This is a genomic window from Prosthecobacter fluviatilis (assembly GCF_055388355.1).
In genome coordinates this window covers 4,924,862-4,940,798 of sequence record NZ_AP043782.1, presented here as the reverse complement: position 1 = coordinate 4,940,798, position 15,937 = coordinate 4,924,862, and the positions used below count along the sequence as shown (strand labels likewise).

The window sequence follows — 15,937 nt, the reverse complement described above, 5'->3', positions numbered from 1 at the left end:
CCTCCATCCCTTCAGCCCGGGCATCAGGGCTTCTTCGGCATGGTGTTGCAGCCGCCTTTGCCCTTGCAGGAGTTCTTGCCCTTGCAGCCGTTGTCACCGGACTTGCAGCCGCCCTGGCCCTTGCAGTCGTTGTGTCCCTTGCAGGCGTGCTGGCCCTTGTCTGCCATCTTCTCGATGGAGACGCCCAGGCTGGCGGCCTTCTGCGTGTTGGTGGTCTGGGCGGCGTAGGCTCCGGAAAGGAGACCGGTGAATGCGGCGGCGGCGATGATGTGCTTGGTGCTCATGGCAGTGGTGGTGTGCGTTGTATTTGGTTTGGATTTCCGGCTGGCAGGATCGTTTCCGGCCATCGCAGCGTGTGAGCCTCCGCCCCGGCGATTATTCCCACCGGATTGAACTTTCTTTTAGCAGGGGGCAAAAAGGCCTGCTTTAGTCCGCGCCTGCGCCTGGATTTCGAACCGAGCGCCTTCTCCCCCCATGGCATCTCCAAAGCATATTCATTTCATCGGCATCTGCGGCACCGCAATGGGCTCGACTGCGGTCGCACTGCGCGCCCTCGGCCACACCATCAGCGGCTCGGACAATCAGGTCTATCCGCCCATGAGCGACGTGCTGCGTGATGCCGGCATTACCGTCACAGAAGGGTACAATCCTGAAAACCTGCCGCTGAAGGCCGATGTGTACGTCGTTGGCAACGCCATCTCCCGCGGCAATCCCGAACTCGAAGCGCTGCTGGAGAAAAAGCTGCCCTACGTCTCCATGGCGGAGATGCTCAAGCGCGAGGTGATCCAGGGCAAGCGCAGCTTCGTCATCAGCGGCACCCACGGCAAGACCACCACCACCACCATGCTGGCGTGGATCTATGAGCACGCGGGTAAAAACCCCGGCTTCATGATCGGCGGCGTTCCTGAAAATTTCGAATCCGGCGCACGCTTCACGCACTCCGATCTCTTCGTCATCGAAGGGGACGAATACGACACCGCCTACTTCGACAAGCGCAGCAAGTTCCTCCACTACCTGCCCGAGTGCGCCATCGTGAACAACATCGAGTTCGACCACGCGGACATTTTCCGCGACCTCGATGAAATCCTGCTCTCCTTCCAGCGCTTCCTCAACACGGTGCCGCGCAACGGCCTCGTGCTCATCAATGGAGACGACCCCAACTGCCTCAGCCTGCGCGCCAAATGCCCTGCCCCGCTCAAGACTGTCGGCCTGGGCCCTGACTGCGACTTCCGCATCACCATCACCGGCACCACGCCTGAGAGCACTCAGTTTGCTATCAACGGCGTCGCCTTCGAGGTCCCCATGGTCGGCGAGTTCAATGCACGCAATGCCGCCATGTGCGTCTGCGCCGCGCGCTTTGCCGGATTGAGCGACGACGAGATCCGCGCCGGGCTTGAGAGCTTCCGCGGCATCCGCCGCCGCCAGCAGGAGCGCGGAGAGGCCCATGGCATCACCATCATCGACGACTTCGGCCACCATCCCACCGCCATCCGCGAGACCCTGCGCGGCCTGCGCCAGCGCTACGCCGGACGCCGCCTCTGGGCCCTCTTCGAGCCGCGCTCCAACACCAGCCGCCGCAACGTGCTGCAAAACGAACTGATCGATGCCCTCACTGAGGCCGACGGCTCCGTCATCGCTGCCGTGGCCAATCCCGAAAAAGTCGCCGCAGACCAGCGCCTCGACACCGCCAAGGTGGCCGAGTCAGTCACCGCCCGTGGCAAGCCCTGCTATTTCGAAGCCAGCACCGACGCCATCGTCGCCCGGCTCAAGCAGGAAACCCGCTCCGGTGATGTCATCGTGGTCTTCAGCAATGGCGGCTTCGACGGCATCCACGACAAGCTGCTGAAGACGCTCTAGCCACAGTGCCGTTTTTCCAGGCCTGACTTGAGGCTCTGCCGGCGTTTGGGGCATCCTCGCCAAAAGCAGGAGCAAATCTTCAATAGACAATTTCCACTTCGTCTCCCACCCGCACCTGGGCAAAAAACTCCTTTGCCTTTTCATACGGGAGGCGGATGCAGCCGTGCGAGGCAGGCTGGCCCGTGACATATCCGCTATGCAGGCCGATGGCGCTGCAGTTTAACCGCATGAACCAGGGCATGTTCACATGATACAGCGTGGAGACATGGGAGGTGTGCTTGTCGGTAATGACATACCGGCCCGGCGGGGTGCCGTAGCCCTCGCGCCCGGTGGAAACCATCGTGTGGTTGATGATTCGGCCCTGCTTGGTCACCCAGGCGCGCTGGCTGGAGAGATCCACGGTGACAAGCATGTCCGGCTCGGAATCTGGATCACGGCCCAGCAGCACGCGCATGAGAAAGAGATAGCCTTGCGTGGCGGCAAAGTTGATCGGGTACCGATGATATCGTGTAGTACCCATGCCAGGCCTGGCGCCAGCACGCATCAAAACCACCGCGCCTTCCACATCGCCGCGCGCGGCACAGCAGATCAGGGGGGTTATCCCACGGTCACTTTCCATGGCATTCCTGAGATCTTTGATGGAGCAGCGGTCAATCACCTGCTTCTGCACAGGCGAGTTGAAGCGGGTGTTGGGGTCAACGCCAAAGTCGAGCAGCGTCTTCAGCACAGGCACATTGCGGCGCATTGAGGCCAGGGCTATCGGCGGCTGTTTTTCATGGGCAGGCTGGCTCAGGTTCACCCCCGAAAGAGCCAGCACGCGCACGCACTCAGCCCGCCCCATGCGCACGGCGGCGCACAGAGGCGTGTCACCTCCCAGGGTCATTTCGTTGGGCGAAATGCCCATGGCGATGATTTTTGCCAGATGTTCAGCATCATCATTGAGCACCGCCTGATAAGCTTGCGGCAGCGCAGATGAACGCGGCATGAGGCGGTTCCAGTGCTCCGTAATCGGATCAATCAGTGGTCGCCATGCAGGTATTTGGACTTTCGCGAACGCGGCAGGCTTGTCGGTTTTTTGGACCGCTGCCGTCGAAGGCTCCACGTTGGCCGCTTTTGCAGGCAGGGCAGGCTTCACTGCGGCCGCCTCAGCCGCGCGCCTGAGGGCAGCTTTTTCAGGATCTGGCGGCACCGCAAGCGGCCTTACCGGATCAAATCTCGCATCAACGGGTAACGCGGCACGGATCTCTGCTCCCGTCTGGCTCAGCCTGCCCTGGCGCACTTTGCTCACTGCAGCCGTGGGTATTGCAACAGGCTCAAGGCGAAACATGTCATGGTTCTTCAAAAGCTGGACGATACCCCAGCAAACCCCCACGCCGACGAGCGGCGGGAGCACGCAGGCACCGAGCATGTTGATGAATGAACCTGGCTTCATTTTTGAGTCACAAGCCTGCCATTCATAACAAAAATGATCAGGGTGTCGAGCAGGTATTTGGCTGAAAAGGCGGCATATTATTCCCAAAGTTGATTTAGCTGATGACCGAAGGGCAGAGTTCAAACGGCTCGCAAAGTTTTATGGTAATTCTATAAAATGATGGAACCGTAGTTGATGGTCATGCCCTCCAAAGCACCAGCACCCAAATGCCTGCGCATCATGTGCGCGACATTCGCCTTGCTCTGCCTGAGCCTTGTTCCATGCAAAGCCATCGTGTTTGAGGCCACCGCTGATCCGAACCACAACATCACGGCGCCCACCGGCATTTTTGCGAATTCAGGATGGCAGTATGAGGGCACTTACGGAGCCTACCTCGGCACCATGATTGCGCCGCAGTACTTCATCACTGCACAGCACTTCGGCACCCAGGGCACCACCTTCACTCAAAACGGTGTTTTCAGCGGTGGCGCAGACGTGACCTATAACATCGATACCGCAGCCAACAGTGGCCTCGGCTACTGGGACATCGCGGGCACGGATCTGCGCATCTTCAAAATTCAGGAGACTTTTTCCGCCTACGCCCCGCTCTACACGGGAGCGTCAGAACTGGGCATGACCATGGTGATCAATGGCCGGGGCGGCCCTCGGGGCGCAGATGTCCTTGTCAGCGGCGTGCTGCACGGCTGGCAGGACACCAACCCGGATGGCATCGCCCGCTGGGGCACCAACACCGTCAGCAGCATTTATTCGAGCGCTGTTGGCGACCTTCTTGCGGCCTCATTCAGCGCCAGCGGGACTGCCGAAGAAGCCACGCTCTCCAACGGTGACTCAGGGGGCGGCGTCTTCGTCAATGATGGCGGGATCTGGAAGCTGGCGGGGATCAATTACAGCATCGATGGAATGTTCGACACCAACAATGTTTCCGGTGATGGCAGCGACTTCAACGCAGCCTTGTTTGACCGAGGCGGACTTTACCAGGGATCCGACTCCTTTGGCTGGACGTACATCCCCGACCTGCCGCTGGACAATCCCTCCAGCATGTACGCCTCGCGCATTTCCTCCAGCGCCTCCTCCATCATGGCCATCACCCTGGTACCAGAGCCGCACTCCGGCCTGCTAGTGATGATGGCGCTCTCTGCAGGCCTGCTTCAGCGCAGGCGCATCAGGCAGCCGGTTTGATCTCTGCAAAGATCAGCCTTCCTGCACTCGTGGGCAGGGTGCCCGAAACCACCACATCCACCGTTTGGCCGATCAGTGCCGCCGCATTGTTGACCACGATCATGGCACCGTCTGGCAGGTAGCCCACCGCCTGGTTTTTGTCCTTGCCCGGCTTGGTGAGCGGCAGCCGGAGCTCATCGCCCACGCTGAGCTCAGGATTCAGAGCTGCGGCAAGTTCGCGCATGCTCAGCACGGTGATGCCCCGCAAGCGGGCCACCTTGGCCAGGTTGTCATCATTGGTTAGCAGCCGGGCATTCAGCTCCCGCGCGAGAGTCACCAGACGAACCTCCACAGGGGCGTCTGAAGCTCCGTCCTCATGGATGGAAACTTTCATTTCCGGCTTTGCCCGCAGCTTTTCCATGGTGTCCAGCCCCCGCCGGCCTCGCAGTGACTGCGCGACTTCACTGGAGTCAGCCAGATGCTGAAGACCATCCAAAACACAACGCGGCACCACGACGGCACCGCTGAGAAATCCAGTGGCAAAAACCCCTGGCAAGCGGGCGTCCATGACCACATTGGCATCCAGCAGCAGCGGTTCGCCCTCGGAGCCGTCACGACGGAAACGGATGTATGGGATGAGAAATGCAAACTGATCACGGTCACTGCGCAGGGCAAATGTGACTCCAAAAAAAGCCAGCGTGCCGTAGATGCAAATTTCAGCGATATTTTGCAGCGCCGCCCCTTCTTCATGATTTTGAAAATAGGCGAGCTGGAAGACGCCGATGCGTGTGATCAGCCAGGCGCAGAAGAGCCCCACCGCCAGCCCCAGCGTGGCATGTGAAAAATCACGGAGAGTAAAGTGAGCCAGCATCACATCCAGCACCACCAGCAGCCCCATGAACACCGCCCCACTGAGCGCCCCGACCCAGGCATCCTGGTCCAGCCCCAAGGCGATCGCGATGCCGATGAAAACGGAAAAAGCAAAAAACAGCGCACGCACAAGGCGGATGGGCCAGGAGGTTTTCATGGAGTTGCTCAGGGATTAAAGCAAAATCCAGCAGGGGCAAAAGGATTCTCCCCCGGAATTGATCACGGCCGCATGGCCAGCCCACCGCGCCGAGTAAACTGCAGCTCCACACCGGCGCCTGCAAACACCCTTCCCATCTCACGTTCCAGCTCCGTCACACTCCGTCCGGCCAGGATAAACTCCCGCACCGCCCTCTCCTCATCCATGCCTTGTCCCATGGCCTGCAGCAGTGCTTTCACGCCTGCCCCGTTCCCTGCACGGTCAAGATAGGTGAGGTAGAAGGTCAGAAGCATTGCCGAGGCACGGTTTTCAGCGGCCACCGGCGTTTCCAGGCTGGCCGCCCATGATTTGGGATCTATCGCCATCAGTTCAGACAGGTTCAGCATGCCAAACCGCACCGCCTCCCCCATCTGCCTGGCACCCGACTCACGCAGGCTTTGCCGAAGTTGCTCAATTGTCTGAGCTGGAGACCTCCCCATATTCTTCACATCTGCGAATTCAGGCCTGTCAATCAGCAGCCAGGCTGGCGGCACCTGGGGAGACACTGGGGGCAACGCCACAGTTGCGGGCGCAGAAGACTCTATGGAAGACTTTTTCAACGCATAGGTGCCCGATGCCGGCGAGCGCACCGTCGGCAACAGCGACTTTAGGCTCTGAGCCTCCACCAAGGTAGATTCACGAACCGCAATGGCAGCGCTGGGGTGCGGCGTCTCCACCTTCAGCCACAGTGCAAATTCTGTGACTCCTAAGACTGCCGTAGCAAGTATGGCCACACGCAGCATCGAGACAACACCCGTGACTCCAAGACGACGCCGCTTACGGACGATTCTGGCTTGGTCCACCAGCGCTATGGGTGCGCAGCTGGGTGCTAAGGGTTCCATGACTGCAAGTACTGACCGGGTAAAAGCCAGGAGCGTCAAGCTCACCAGTCTAAACATTGATTCAAACAAAGTTAACTTATGCAAACTACTGCATCATCGCCTGCGCTTTTTCTGCCATCACTTCTTCCCCGCGGAAGGCCGCCAGTGCAGGCCTCCGCAGTAGCGGGTCCTCATCCAGCGTCCGCTCGGCCAGCTGTCGTGCCAGTCTCACCAGGCGCGTATCGGCCAGCAGTTCCCCAAACAGCAGCGGAGCCTGCCCGCTCTGCGCATTGCCCAGCACATCCCCTGGCCCGCGCCTCCGCAGGTCCTCCTCGGCAATCTGGAAGCCGTCGCTGGTCTCCTCCATGATGGCCAGGCGCTGCCGGTTCTCCTCGTCCTTGTCGTCCACAAACAGCACGCAGTAGCTCGTGTGCGCCCCGCGCCCGATGCGCCCGCGCAGCTGGTGCAGCTGCGCCAGCCCAAAACGCCCCGCATCATGAATGAACATCACCGTCGCGTTCGGCACATCGATCCCCACCTCGATCACCGTCGTGGAAACCAGCGCGTCCAGCTTCCCGGCTCGGAATCGCTTCATCACATCCTCCTTCTCTTCCGCGCTCATCCGCCCGTGCAGCAGCCCCACCTCGCACGGGGCCAGCAGCTTCGACCACTCCTCATGCCCCTTCGTTGCCGCGCCGGCCTCCAGCTTGTCTGACTCATCGATCAGCGCATACACGATGTATCCCTGCCGCCCCTCCTCGATTTGCTCCCTCAGAAACTTCGCCGCCTCTTTCAGCTTCGTCTTGGGCCTCACCTTCGTGATGATTTTGACCCCGTCACGCGGCCGCTGGTCGATCGTTGAGACCTCCAGGTCTCCGTAAATGGTCAGCGTCAGCGTGCGCGGGATCGGCGTGGCCGTCATCACCAGCACATCCGGTGTATCCCCCTTGCGGATCAGCTTCGCCCGCTGCGCCACCCCAAACTTGTGCTGCTCATCGATCACCACGATCCCCGTGTTGTGCATCAGCTCCATATCATGCAGCAGCGCGTGCGTGCCGATGACGATCTCAGCTTTACCCGTGCTGTTTTTTCCACGCATCAATTCCAGATCATCGCCATCCTCCCTTTTCGATCCCGTCCTGAGCGCCACCCGCAGCCCCAGCGGTTCCAGCCACTTCCGTGCATTGCGCGCATGCTGCTCTGCCAGGATCTGCGTGGGCGCCATCAGCACGGCCTGCCGCCCGGACTCAACCGCCCGCAGCATCGCCGCAAACGCCACCACCGTCTTCCCGCTGCCCACATCTCCGTGCAGCAGCCGGTTCATCGGATTCCCCGAAGCCATGTCTTTGTGAATCTCCTCCAGACAGCGCAGCTGAGCCGCCGTCAGTTGGAAGGGCAGCTCATTGAAAAAGTCCTTCAGCAGCTCCCCGGTACCAGTCTGCCTGCGCCCTCCTGACTCGATGACCTGCCTCTTTCTCCGCGCCACGCGGAGCTGATATCCATAAAACTCCTCCAGCGCCAGATAGCGCTTCGCCTGCTCCAGGCCTTCCGTGCTCGTGGGAAAATGCACCTCCTTCAGCGCCTTGGCGCGTGACATCCCTGCAAACTCCCCCTCCGCACTCGGCGTCGGCAGCAGATCTTCCACAAATGCATCCGGCAGCGCCTGCAGCACATGCCACGCCGCCACCCGCAGCGCCTTCTGCGTTATGCTGCCTCTCAGCCGGTACATCGGTGTGATGCGCCCCGTGTGAATCTGCTCCGCATCGTCATCCGCCCCGCCTTTGATGATCTCATACTCCGGATGCGCCATGCTCAGCCGCCCCTTCGTGTCCTTGATCACCCCATAGACGATCAGTTCCTGCCCCTCCGCCAGCACCCGGCTCATGAAGGGCATGTTCCACCACTTCAGCGTCAGCTGCTGCCCCAGCAAGCCCGTGGCATGCTGCACCACCGCCTCAAACACGCCCGAGCGCCCGCCAAAAAACTTGGTCCCCGTCTTGGTCACCAGTACGTGGTGGCACGCAGGCTGCAGCCCCGCCTGAAACGCCAGCGCCTGCATCTGCCGCCGGTCCTCATGCCGGAAGGGCAGATGCCACACCACATCCGCCGCCGTCTTCACCCCCTCCTTGCCCAGCAGCCTCGCCGCATGCACAGGCAGGCCGGGAACATCAGAAAGGGAAAGGTCGAGGGGGATCACAAGGGTGAGATGGAATGCAGGATCGACGCTGTCAAAGGCGATCTCGGTTCAAGGCACCGGCTTCTCCATCACATAATCATCCATCACAAACCCGCTGCCGATATCAGTCACAACATCCTCGGTGAATCGAAATCCCGCGCGCAGGTAGGAGCGGATGGCGCCCGCATTCTTCTTGTTCACCCGCAGGCGCACCGTCTTGCACTCCATCTCACGGGCCCGGTCCTCGGCCCAGCTCAGGGTAAAGGCACCCAGCCCATGCCCATGCACCTCGGGCAGCAGGTACAGTTTGTTGATGAAAAGCACGGGCTCAAACAGCTGCTTTTCAAAGGAGATGTACCCCACGGCCTTCGGCCCGGCCACTTCCACCAGCGCATACCATACATCCCGCGCCTGCATCTCGTGCGCCATCGCCCCCGGCTGGTACCAGATGGACAGCATGTAGCGGATCTGCGTCCCGCTGATGATGCCGGGGTAGCACGCATGCCAGATCTCGTGCCCCAGCCTCTGCACCACGGGCAGCTCTTCAGGCCCGATCCGCCGGATGCGCGCAGCCAGCGCTCCGCGCGGTTGCTGCTGGATCGTGTTCAGCGCATGCAGCCATACCTCTTCATCCCTCGCAGGCGAAAGCCGGTGCAGATGCGCGGATATCTCCTCCTGCGTGGGCTCCACCACCTGCTCCTCACGAATCTGCTTCTGGTCCGCAGGGAATTCCGCCTCGGGCAGGATCAGCCGTGCCAGATGCCAGCAAGCCCAGGCGCGCCAGGTGCGCAGTTCCTTGTTGGGCTCCACCATCCGCGTAGCCAGGTGCTGCCAGTGCCGGCGCGGATTTCCAATAAACTGCCCCTCCACCCGGTGCTGCATGATCCACACGAGCGCCAGATACGGCAGCGGCCATTTCGCCAGGATCGGCTCATCCGCCGCCAGTGGCAGGGAAAGCGCACGATTGATCAGCAGAATGCTCTTTGCCGGAAATCCCTCCCGCCACAAGCTCTGCGCATAGTGCAGCGCCACCTCATAAAACCTCGGCCCCCGGTCATGCTGCAGCGCCTGGATGTCATGATGGTCGTAGTGCCGGTTTTCCTCCGGCAGCATCGGACAGGGCGGATTGATCCACTCGGTGTGTTTCACTTTATTTCTCCTCCCATGCCATCGCACGTCCCAGCGCCCGTTTCCAGCCCTCCGTGATCCGGCTGCGCATTCCCGCCTTCATCGTGGGCTTAAACTTGCGGTCCGCCTGCCAGTGCTTGGCGATGTCGGCCACGTTTTTCCAGTAGCCCACCGCCAGTCCTGCCAGGCAGGCAGCTCCAAGTGCCGTGGTCTCGTTCACCTTCGGTCGTACCACCGGCACGCCCAGCAGGTCGCACTGCATCTGCATCAGCAGGTTGTTCACGCTCGCACCGCCATCCACCCGCAGCTCCTTCAGCTTGATGCCCGCATCCGCCTCCATGGCCTTCAAAATATCCATGACCTGCAGGGCGATGCCCTCCAGCGCCGCTCGCGCAATATGCGCCGCCGTGGTGCCACGTGTCATACCCACCAGCGTGCCACGTGCATACGCATCCCAGTGCGGTGCACCCAGCCCGGCAAACGCAGGCACCAGGTACACTCCGCCCGTGTCAGGCACGCTAGCGGCCAGCGCCTCCACATCCGCTGACTGGCGGATGATGCCCAGCCCGTCTCGCAGCCACTGAATCGCCGCCCCCGCGATGAAAACGCTCCCCTCCAGCGCATACTCCGTGCGTCCGTCGATCCTCCACGCCACCGTCGTCAGCAGCTTGTTTTTGGACGCGATGGGTTTCGTCCCCGTGTTCATGAGCATGAAGCAGCCCGTGCCATACGTGTTCTTCACCATCCCTGGCTTGGTGCACACCTGCCCAAACAGGGCCGACTGCTGATCTCCGGCGATCCCAGCGATGGGCGTCAGCCCGCCGAGCAGCTTCGTCTCACCAAACACCCCGCTCGAGTCCCGCACCTCCGGCAGCATCGAGCGCGGCACACCAAAGATTTTCAGCAGCTCCTCATCCCATGTCCCTTTGCGGATGTCATAGAGCATCGTGCGCGAGGCATTGCTCACATCCGTCGCATGCACCTTGCCTCCGGTCAGGTTCCACAGCAGCCAGGAGTCGATCGTGCCAAACGCAAGCTCCCCCTTCGCCGCACGCGCCTTGGCCCCCTTCACATTTTGCAAAATCCACTGCACCTTCGTGGCGGAGAAATACGCATCCACCACCAGCCCCGTCTTCTTCTGGATCACCTTGTCCAGCTTCTGCGCACGCAGCTTGTCACACATCGGTGCCGTGCGCCTGTCCTGCCACACGATCGCATTACAGACCGGCTTCCCCGTTTTGCGGTCCCACACTACGGTGGTCTCACGCTGGTTTGTGATACCGATCGCGGCCACATCCCCCGCCTTCGCACGAGCCTTGTGCAGCGCCTCGGCCGCCACCCCGGCCTGCGTCGCCCAGATTTCCTGCGCATCATGCTCCACCCAGCCGGGCTTGGGGAAGATCTGCCGGAATTCCTTCTGCGCCGTAGCCACAATGCCGCCGTCATGGTTGAAGAGAATAGCGCGGGAACTGGTCGTGCCCTGATCGAGAGCGAGGATGTATTTCATGGTTATTCAGAATGTTCCCAAGCCCAGCGCACAGAGTCAATGCCTTACAAACTGCCTGGCAACGTGTAGCTGGCATTTTTCCCCCTGAATGAATACTTTCCGCCGGAAAGCATCCAAACCACCGTCATGCAAGCCACCCCTGAACCCGCAGCGCCCGCCACAGCCCCCCGCGCGCGCTCCACCAAAAAAATCATCCTCATCACCCTCGCCGTCATCCTTGGCTGCGCGGGCATCGCCGCCGCCACCGGGGCCTTGTGGGTCAAGCACACCTTCTACCCCTCCCCCATGAAGCCGGTCAGTCTCACCGCCTCGGAGCAGGCCGCCCTCAACGGCAAGCTGCAGGCCCTCAACAACCCGGCCGCCATCCCGCCTGACGAGGCCAACCGTACCATCATCATCAATGAGCGCGAGGTAAACGCCTACCTCGCCCAGCAGCAGCTCGGCGAGAGCGTGCAGGTTCAGTTTGCTGAAGGCCAGGTCTCCGCTGCCATCATCCTCACCGCCCCTCCGGATTTCCCGCTCGTGCCCAATCAGAAAATCCGCCTCCGCTTCACCTTCGGCACCAGCCTCACCCCGGCCCACAAGCTTTCCCTCAAGCTCGACGATCTCAGCCTCGGCGGCATCTCCCTACCCAATAGCTGGATCGGCGACATCAAGGGCCTCGACCTCATCGCCGCCAACGTGGAATCCGACCCCGCTCTGCAAAAATTCGTCGCCGGCATCCAGTCCCTCGACATCCACAACGGCACCCTCCGACTCGTGCTGAACAAGTAACCGTTCAAAAAACAAAAAACCGCAGAGGATCATTCCCCTGCGGCTTTTTTCGTTTGGATTCAGCAGCTACTTCTTCGCATCAGCCTCGGCCAGGATCTTCTTGGCCTCCTCGGCACCGATCTCCCGCACCTGCAGGTTCCGCCAGCGGATCTCACCGCCATGCGTCTGCAGCATGATCGGCCCCTTCGCATGCAGCGGCTTCGTGCGGTCATAGTAGTTTTCCATCACGTTGCCATCCACCACCAGCTTGTCATTCAGCCACACCCACGTGCGTGCCCCGATCTGGCGGATGCGGAAGCTGTTCCACTCGCCAAAGGGCTTGTCCGCCACGACCAGAGGGTCACGTCCCGGCGTATCAGGAGTGTTGTTGAAAAGACCGCCCGAACCCAGATGGGGCCTGCGTGTCGGCTTGGACGGGTCAAAGACCTGGTTCTTGTCCCAGATCTGCACCTGTGGCACCCCGCGCAGATAGATGCCGCTGTCAGCACCCGCCACGGTTTTGTACTCAATGAGGAACTCCATGTCACCAAACTCCTGCTCCGTGGTGGCGTAGGGGCCATGACCGTCATTGACCAGTTCACCGTTTTCCACCTTCCAGAAGGTCGCGAACTCCTCGCGCATCTTCTTCAGCGCAGCCTCCTTCTTCTCGCCTTCCAGTTTGACGACGGAGTGCGGATTCAGCCCGTACCAGCCGGTCAGATCCTTGCCGTTGAAGATCGGCTTGAATGCGGAGTCTTCCGCACGGGCCACAAGACAAAAGGCCATCATCAGGCCGCTGAGGGAGAGTGTGTGTAATTTCATGGTCGTAGATCGATGGATTGCCGGATGCTTGTCACTTCGCTCCCTTGAGCTTGGCGATCAGGTATTCTGTGGTCGTTTTATACTTCACATCGGCAGCACCTGGATACACCACCTCGCAGCCCACGCCCTTTTCCTTGCAGTGTTCCTGCAGCTTCACGCCAAAGTTGGCCGTGTGTGTGGGGTCCTTCTCATCCTTGCCGATGGCGGGAGGCGCACCAAAGCTGCAATACACGCCTGGATCATCCGAGCTCACCAGCGCATAAGGCGAGTACTCATTGATCCACGGAAGGATGCGCTCGCGTGCAGCCACAAAGTCGTCGAAGTTTTTAAACTCGCCCGCCTTGCTGAAGGCATGGCCGCCATAGCGGCTGTTCGGCGTCCATTCACGCATCTGCTTCGGGTCCAGCGTCGTCTGCGGACCATTCACCGCTGCCGTCAGCAGGCGGGTGGACTCGCGCTTGATCGGATCGCTGCTCTTCGGATCCGCCATGTCGTCATGGTAGGCCAGCCACAGGCTGCTGCACGCACCAGCCGAGCCGCCGCTCGCCGCGATGCGTGTCTTGTCGATGTTCCACTCCGCCGCCTTGCTGCGCACCGTTTGCAGCGCCAGCGCCGCATCCGTCAGCGGGGCCTTCACCGGCGGCACCACATCCTGCGCCTGCGAAATGTAGCGGTAGTTGATCGACACCACCGAGATGCCTTCCTTCAAGAAGGGCTCCACCGCGATCCCCTTCTTGTCTCCGCCCTGCCAGCCACCGCCATGGATGAAGAAAAGCACCGGTGTCGGCTTGTCAGACTTGGCCTGCCAGAAATCCAGCACATTTCGTTCAGCAGGCCCATACTTAAAATCCGCCACCGTCGGCAGCGGATTCTTCGGATAGACCTTCTTGGCCGGTGCTTTTTTGACAGGAGCCTCAGCCTTCTTCGCCGGAGCATCGGCGGCAGAGGCAATGGAAACGAGCAGGAGGAGGGAGAGAGCGAGTTTCATGGTAAAGTTGAGTGAATCTTATCGCTCGTCGTTCAGGGTTTCTTCAGCGTCTCAATCAAAAACTCCGCAATGCTCTTGTGCTTCACGTCCGGCGCACCTGGATAAACCAGCTCGCATTCGTCGCCGATCTCACGGCAGTGCTCCTGCAGCTTCACGCCGTAGTTCGAGGTATGCGTCGGGTCCTTCTGCTCCTGCCCGATAGCCGGAGTGCTGCTGTAGTAGAGGTAAACAGGCGGATCATCCTTGCTCACCCATTCATACGGCGAGTACATCTTGATCCACTTCAGCACCGACTCACGCTTCTCCAAAAACTCCGCAAACCGCGTGTCGCGTGTCTTGCGCTCGTTCGGGTCCATGAAGCCAAAAGCATGACCGCCGTAGCGGCTGTTCGGCGTCCACTCCTTGAGCTGCTTCGGGTCCAGCGAGGTCTGCGCGCCGCTCACCGCCGCACACCACAGGCGCGTGGACTCACGCGCGATGGGATCACGGCTCTTCGGATCGGCCATATCGTCATGGAAGGCCAGGTAAAGACTGCTGCAGGCCCCGGCGGAGCCGCCGCTGGCGCCGATTCGCTGCTTGTCGATGTTCCACTCCGCCGCCTTGCTGCGCACAAACTGCAGCGCACGCGCCGCATCCTCCAGCGGCCACTGCACCGGCGGCATCACGCCAGCAAGCTGCGCCTGCCAGGAGTAGCGGTAGTTGATGGACACCACGGAAATGCCCGCCTTCAGGCAGGCCTCCAGCTCGCCCACGCCCGATTTGTCCCCCGCCACCCAGCCGCCGCCGTGGATGAAGAAAAGCAGCGGTGCCGGTTTCGCGGAATCGGCTTTGTAAAAATCGAGCACCTGCCGCTCATGCGTACCATAGGGCACATTCGCGAGCGTGGGCGCCCTCTTCGGCGCGGCAGGCTTCGCAGCAGGCGCAGCAGCAGGTTTCGTCGCTGGGGCAGGTGTCTGTGCGTTCAAAGACGCAGCAAGGATCAGTGTCAGAATGGCAGATGATTTCATGGTTGGTGGTGGATTGAAAGGATCAGGGTTTGGCAAAATGGTCCGCAGCAGCCTTCTGGAACGCCGGCAGAATCTTCTTCCCCTCGTCTGTTCTCCAGCCGGCATTCTGCACCATAAAGACGGTCACGATGCCCTTGGCCAGATCGATGGACATATTGGTGGAATAAGCCCCCCCGTGACCAAACGAGCTGCCATTAAGCGAGAAGCCCAGGCTGTAGGCGTTCAACCCCTCGCCGGTCTGCTTCGTCTGCAACTGTTTCAGCGCCGCCTCTGAAATATAGCGCTTCCCGTTCAGCTGGCCGCCATTGAGCAGCATCTGGCAAAACTTCACCACATCCGCCGCCGTGCTGAAGAGTCCCCCTGCGGGCATCGGCTGGCGGATGCGCTCATGCAGCGGGTAGTACAGCTGCCCCACCGTCGTGGCCTCCAGATCCGTCTTGCTCTCATTCGCCTTGTAGGAAGTCGCGATGCGCTTCTCCTGCTCCTCGCTCGGCCAGAAGGTCGTGTCCACCATCCCGAGCGGCGCAAAGAGCCGCTGCTGCATGAAGTCCTCATAGCTCATGCCAGACACCACTTCGATGATCCGCGCTGCAGTGTTGATGCCCGCATTCGCATACTGGTATTTCGTGTCCGGCTCAAACTGCAGCGGTGCCGCCGCATAGCTCAGCACCGCCACCCGCAGCGGCAGCATGTCCAGCGTCGGGCTCTCCACTGCCGATTTAAAGGCCAGCCCGCTCGTATGGCTCAGCACATTGCGCACCGTGATCGGGTGCTTCGGCTTCTTCAGCACCACATGCTCCGCATCCTTTTCCGCTATCACCATCTGCCCTTTGAATTCCGGCAGGTATTTCTCCACCGGATCATCCAGAGACACCTTCCCCTCGTCCACCAGCATCATGAAGGCTGTCGTCGTGATCGGCTTGCTCATCGACGCGATCCAGAAAATCGCGTTCTTAGCCATCGGCTTCTTCGCCGCGATGTCCGCCCAACCCACCGTCGTCACATCCAGCACTTTGTCCTTGTCTGCCACCATCGTCACCGCTCCCGCAAGCACCTTGTCCTCCACATACGGCTGCAAAACCGAGGCAATCGGCTTGGGCGCTTCAGCACGGAGACTGACAAGGGCAATGAAAAGAAATGAAGTGATATGTTTCATGATCACGGACCATTCCAAACGCTCCGCTCACGCCGTTCCATCAAACAAAACACAACCTCCAATCGG

General features: G+C 60.7%; 14 protein-coding genes. 3 read left to right on the top strand and 11 right to left on the bottom strand.

Annotation, left to right across the window (positions count from 1 at the left end; translation table 11 throughout):
- Positions 1–23: 23 nt before the first annotated feature.
- Positions 24–284, bottom strand: coding sequence for a hypothetical protein (locus ACZ5WW_RS19345; protein ID WP_377169030.1), 261 nt, complete (start codon positions 282–284; stop codon positions 24–26).
- A gap of 190 nt (positions 285–474) precedes the next feature.
- Here ACZ5WW_RS19345 and mpl point away from each other — a divergent pair, with 190 nt between their 5' ends.
- On the top strand, positions 475–1,857 hold the full coding sequence (gene mpl / locus ACZ5WW_RS19340) for a UDP-N-acetylmuramate:L-alanyl-gamma-D-glutamyl-meso-diaminopimelate ligase (protein ID WP_377169028.1): 1,383 nt from the start codon (positions 475–477) through the stop codon (positions 1,855–1,857).
- Positions 1,858–1,936: 79 nt separating this feature from the next.
- Here the strand turns inward: mpl and ACZ5WW_RS19335 are convergent, their stop codons facing one another.
- Complete coding sequence (locus ACZ5WW_RS19335) at positions 1,937–2,842, bottom strand: L,D-transpeptidase family protein (protein ID WP_377169026.1); 906 nt, start codon at positions 2,840–2,842, stop codon at positions 1,937–1,939.
- A gap of 627 nt (positions 2,843–3,469) precedes the next feature.
- Between ACZ5WW_RS19335 and ACZ5WW_RS19330 the strand changes: the two genes are divergently transcribed.
- Complete coding sequence (locus tag ACZ5WW_RS19330) at positions 3,470–4,468, top strand: hypothetical protein (RefSeq protein WP_377169024.1); 999 nt, start codon at positions 3,470–3,472, stop codon at positions 4,466–4,468.
- Here ACZ5WW_RS19330 and ACZ5WW_RS19325 read toward each other — a convergent pair.
- The 5 genes from ACZ5WW_RS19325 to glpK all read right to left on the bottom strand — a co-directional run bounded on the left by ACZ5WW_RS19325 (position 4,452) and on the right by glpK (position 11,145).
- Complete coding sequence (locus ACZ5WW_RS19325; RefSeq protein WP_377169022.1) at positions 4,452–5,474, bottom strand: PIN/TRAM domain-containing protein; 1,023 nt, start codon at positions 5,472–5,474, stop codon at positions 4,452–4,454. The genes ACZ5WW_RS19330 and ACZ5WW_RS19325 overlap by 17 nt on opposite strands.
- Before the next feature lie 62 nt (positions 5,475–5,536).
- Entirely contained in the window at positions 5,537–6,256 is a 720-nt protein-coding gene (locus ACZ5WW_RS19320) for a hypothetical protein (protein WP_377169020.1), read from the bottom strand.
- A gap of 184 nt (positions 6,257–6,440) precedes the next feature.
- Positions 6,441–8,531, bottom strand: a complete 2,091-nt coding sequence (gene recG, locus ACZ5WW_RS19315) for an ATP-dependent DNA helicase RecG (protein ID WP_377169018.1) — start codon at positions 8,529–8,531, stop codon at positions 6,441–6,443.
- Positions 8,532–8,579: 48 nt separating this feature from the next.
- Positions 8,580–9,659, bottom strand: coding sequence for a GNAT family N-acetyltransferase (locus tag ACZ5WW_RS19310; protein WP_377169016.1), 1,080 nt, complete (start codon positions 9,657–9,659; stop codon positions 8,580–8,582).
- Position 9,660: 1 nt separating this feature from the next.
- The gene (gene glpK, locus ACZ5WW_RS19305; protein WP_377169014.1) at positions 9,661–11,145 is read right to left on the bottom strand and encodes a glycerol kinase GlpK; all 1,485 of its coding nucleotides are present in this window, start codon (positions 11,143–11,145) and stop codon (positions 9,661–9,663) included.
- A 126-nt stretch (positions 11,146–11,271) separates the two neighbouring features.
- Here glpK and ACZ5WW_RS19300 point away from each other — a divergent pair, with 126 nt between their 5' ends.
- Positions 11,272–11,919, top strand: coding sequence for a hypothetical protein (locus tag ACZ5WW_RS19300; protein WP_377169012.1), 648 nt, complete (start codon positions 11,272–11,274; stop codon positions 11,917–11,919).
- Positions 11,920–11,985: 66 nt separating this feature from the next.
- Here the strand turns inward: ACZ5WW_RS19300 and ACZ5WW_RS19295 are convergent, their stop codons facing one another.
- The 4 genes from ACZ5WW_RS19295 to ACZ5WW_RS19280 are packed head-to-tail and all read right to left on the bottom strand — an operon-like array spanning position 11,986 to position 15,871.
- On the bottom strand, positions 11,986–12,720 hold the full coding sequence (locus ACZ5WW_RS19295; RefSeq protein ID WP_377169010.1) for a 3-keto-disaccharide hydrolase: 735 nt from the start codon (positions 12,718–12,720) through the stop codon (positions 11,986–11,988).
- A gap of 31 nt (positions 12,721–12,751) precedes the next feature.
- Positions 12,752–13,708 (bottom strand): carboxylesterase family protein, encoded by a 957-nt coding sequence (locus ACZ5WW_RS19290; protein WP_377169008.1) that lies wholly within the window; start codon positions 13,706–13,708, stop codon positions 12,752–12,754.
- Positions 13,709–13,740: 32 nt separating this feature from the next.
- Entirely contained in the window at positions 13,741–14,715 is a 975-nt protein-coding gene (locus ACZ5WW_RS19285) for an alpha/beta hydrolase family protein (protein WP_377169006.1), read from the bottom strand.
- Positions 14,716–14,737: 22 nt separating this feature from the next.
- Positions 14,738–15,871 carry a serine hydrolase domain-containing protein gene (locus ACZ5WW_RS19280; protein WP_377169004.1) on the bottom strand — a complete coding sequence of 378 codons (1,134 nt, stop codon included), beginning with the start codon at positions 15,869–15,871 and terminating at the stop codon, positions 14,738–14,740.
- Positions 15,872–15,937: the final 66 nt, after the last annotated feature.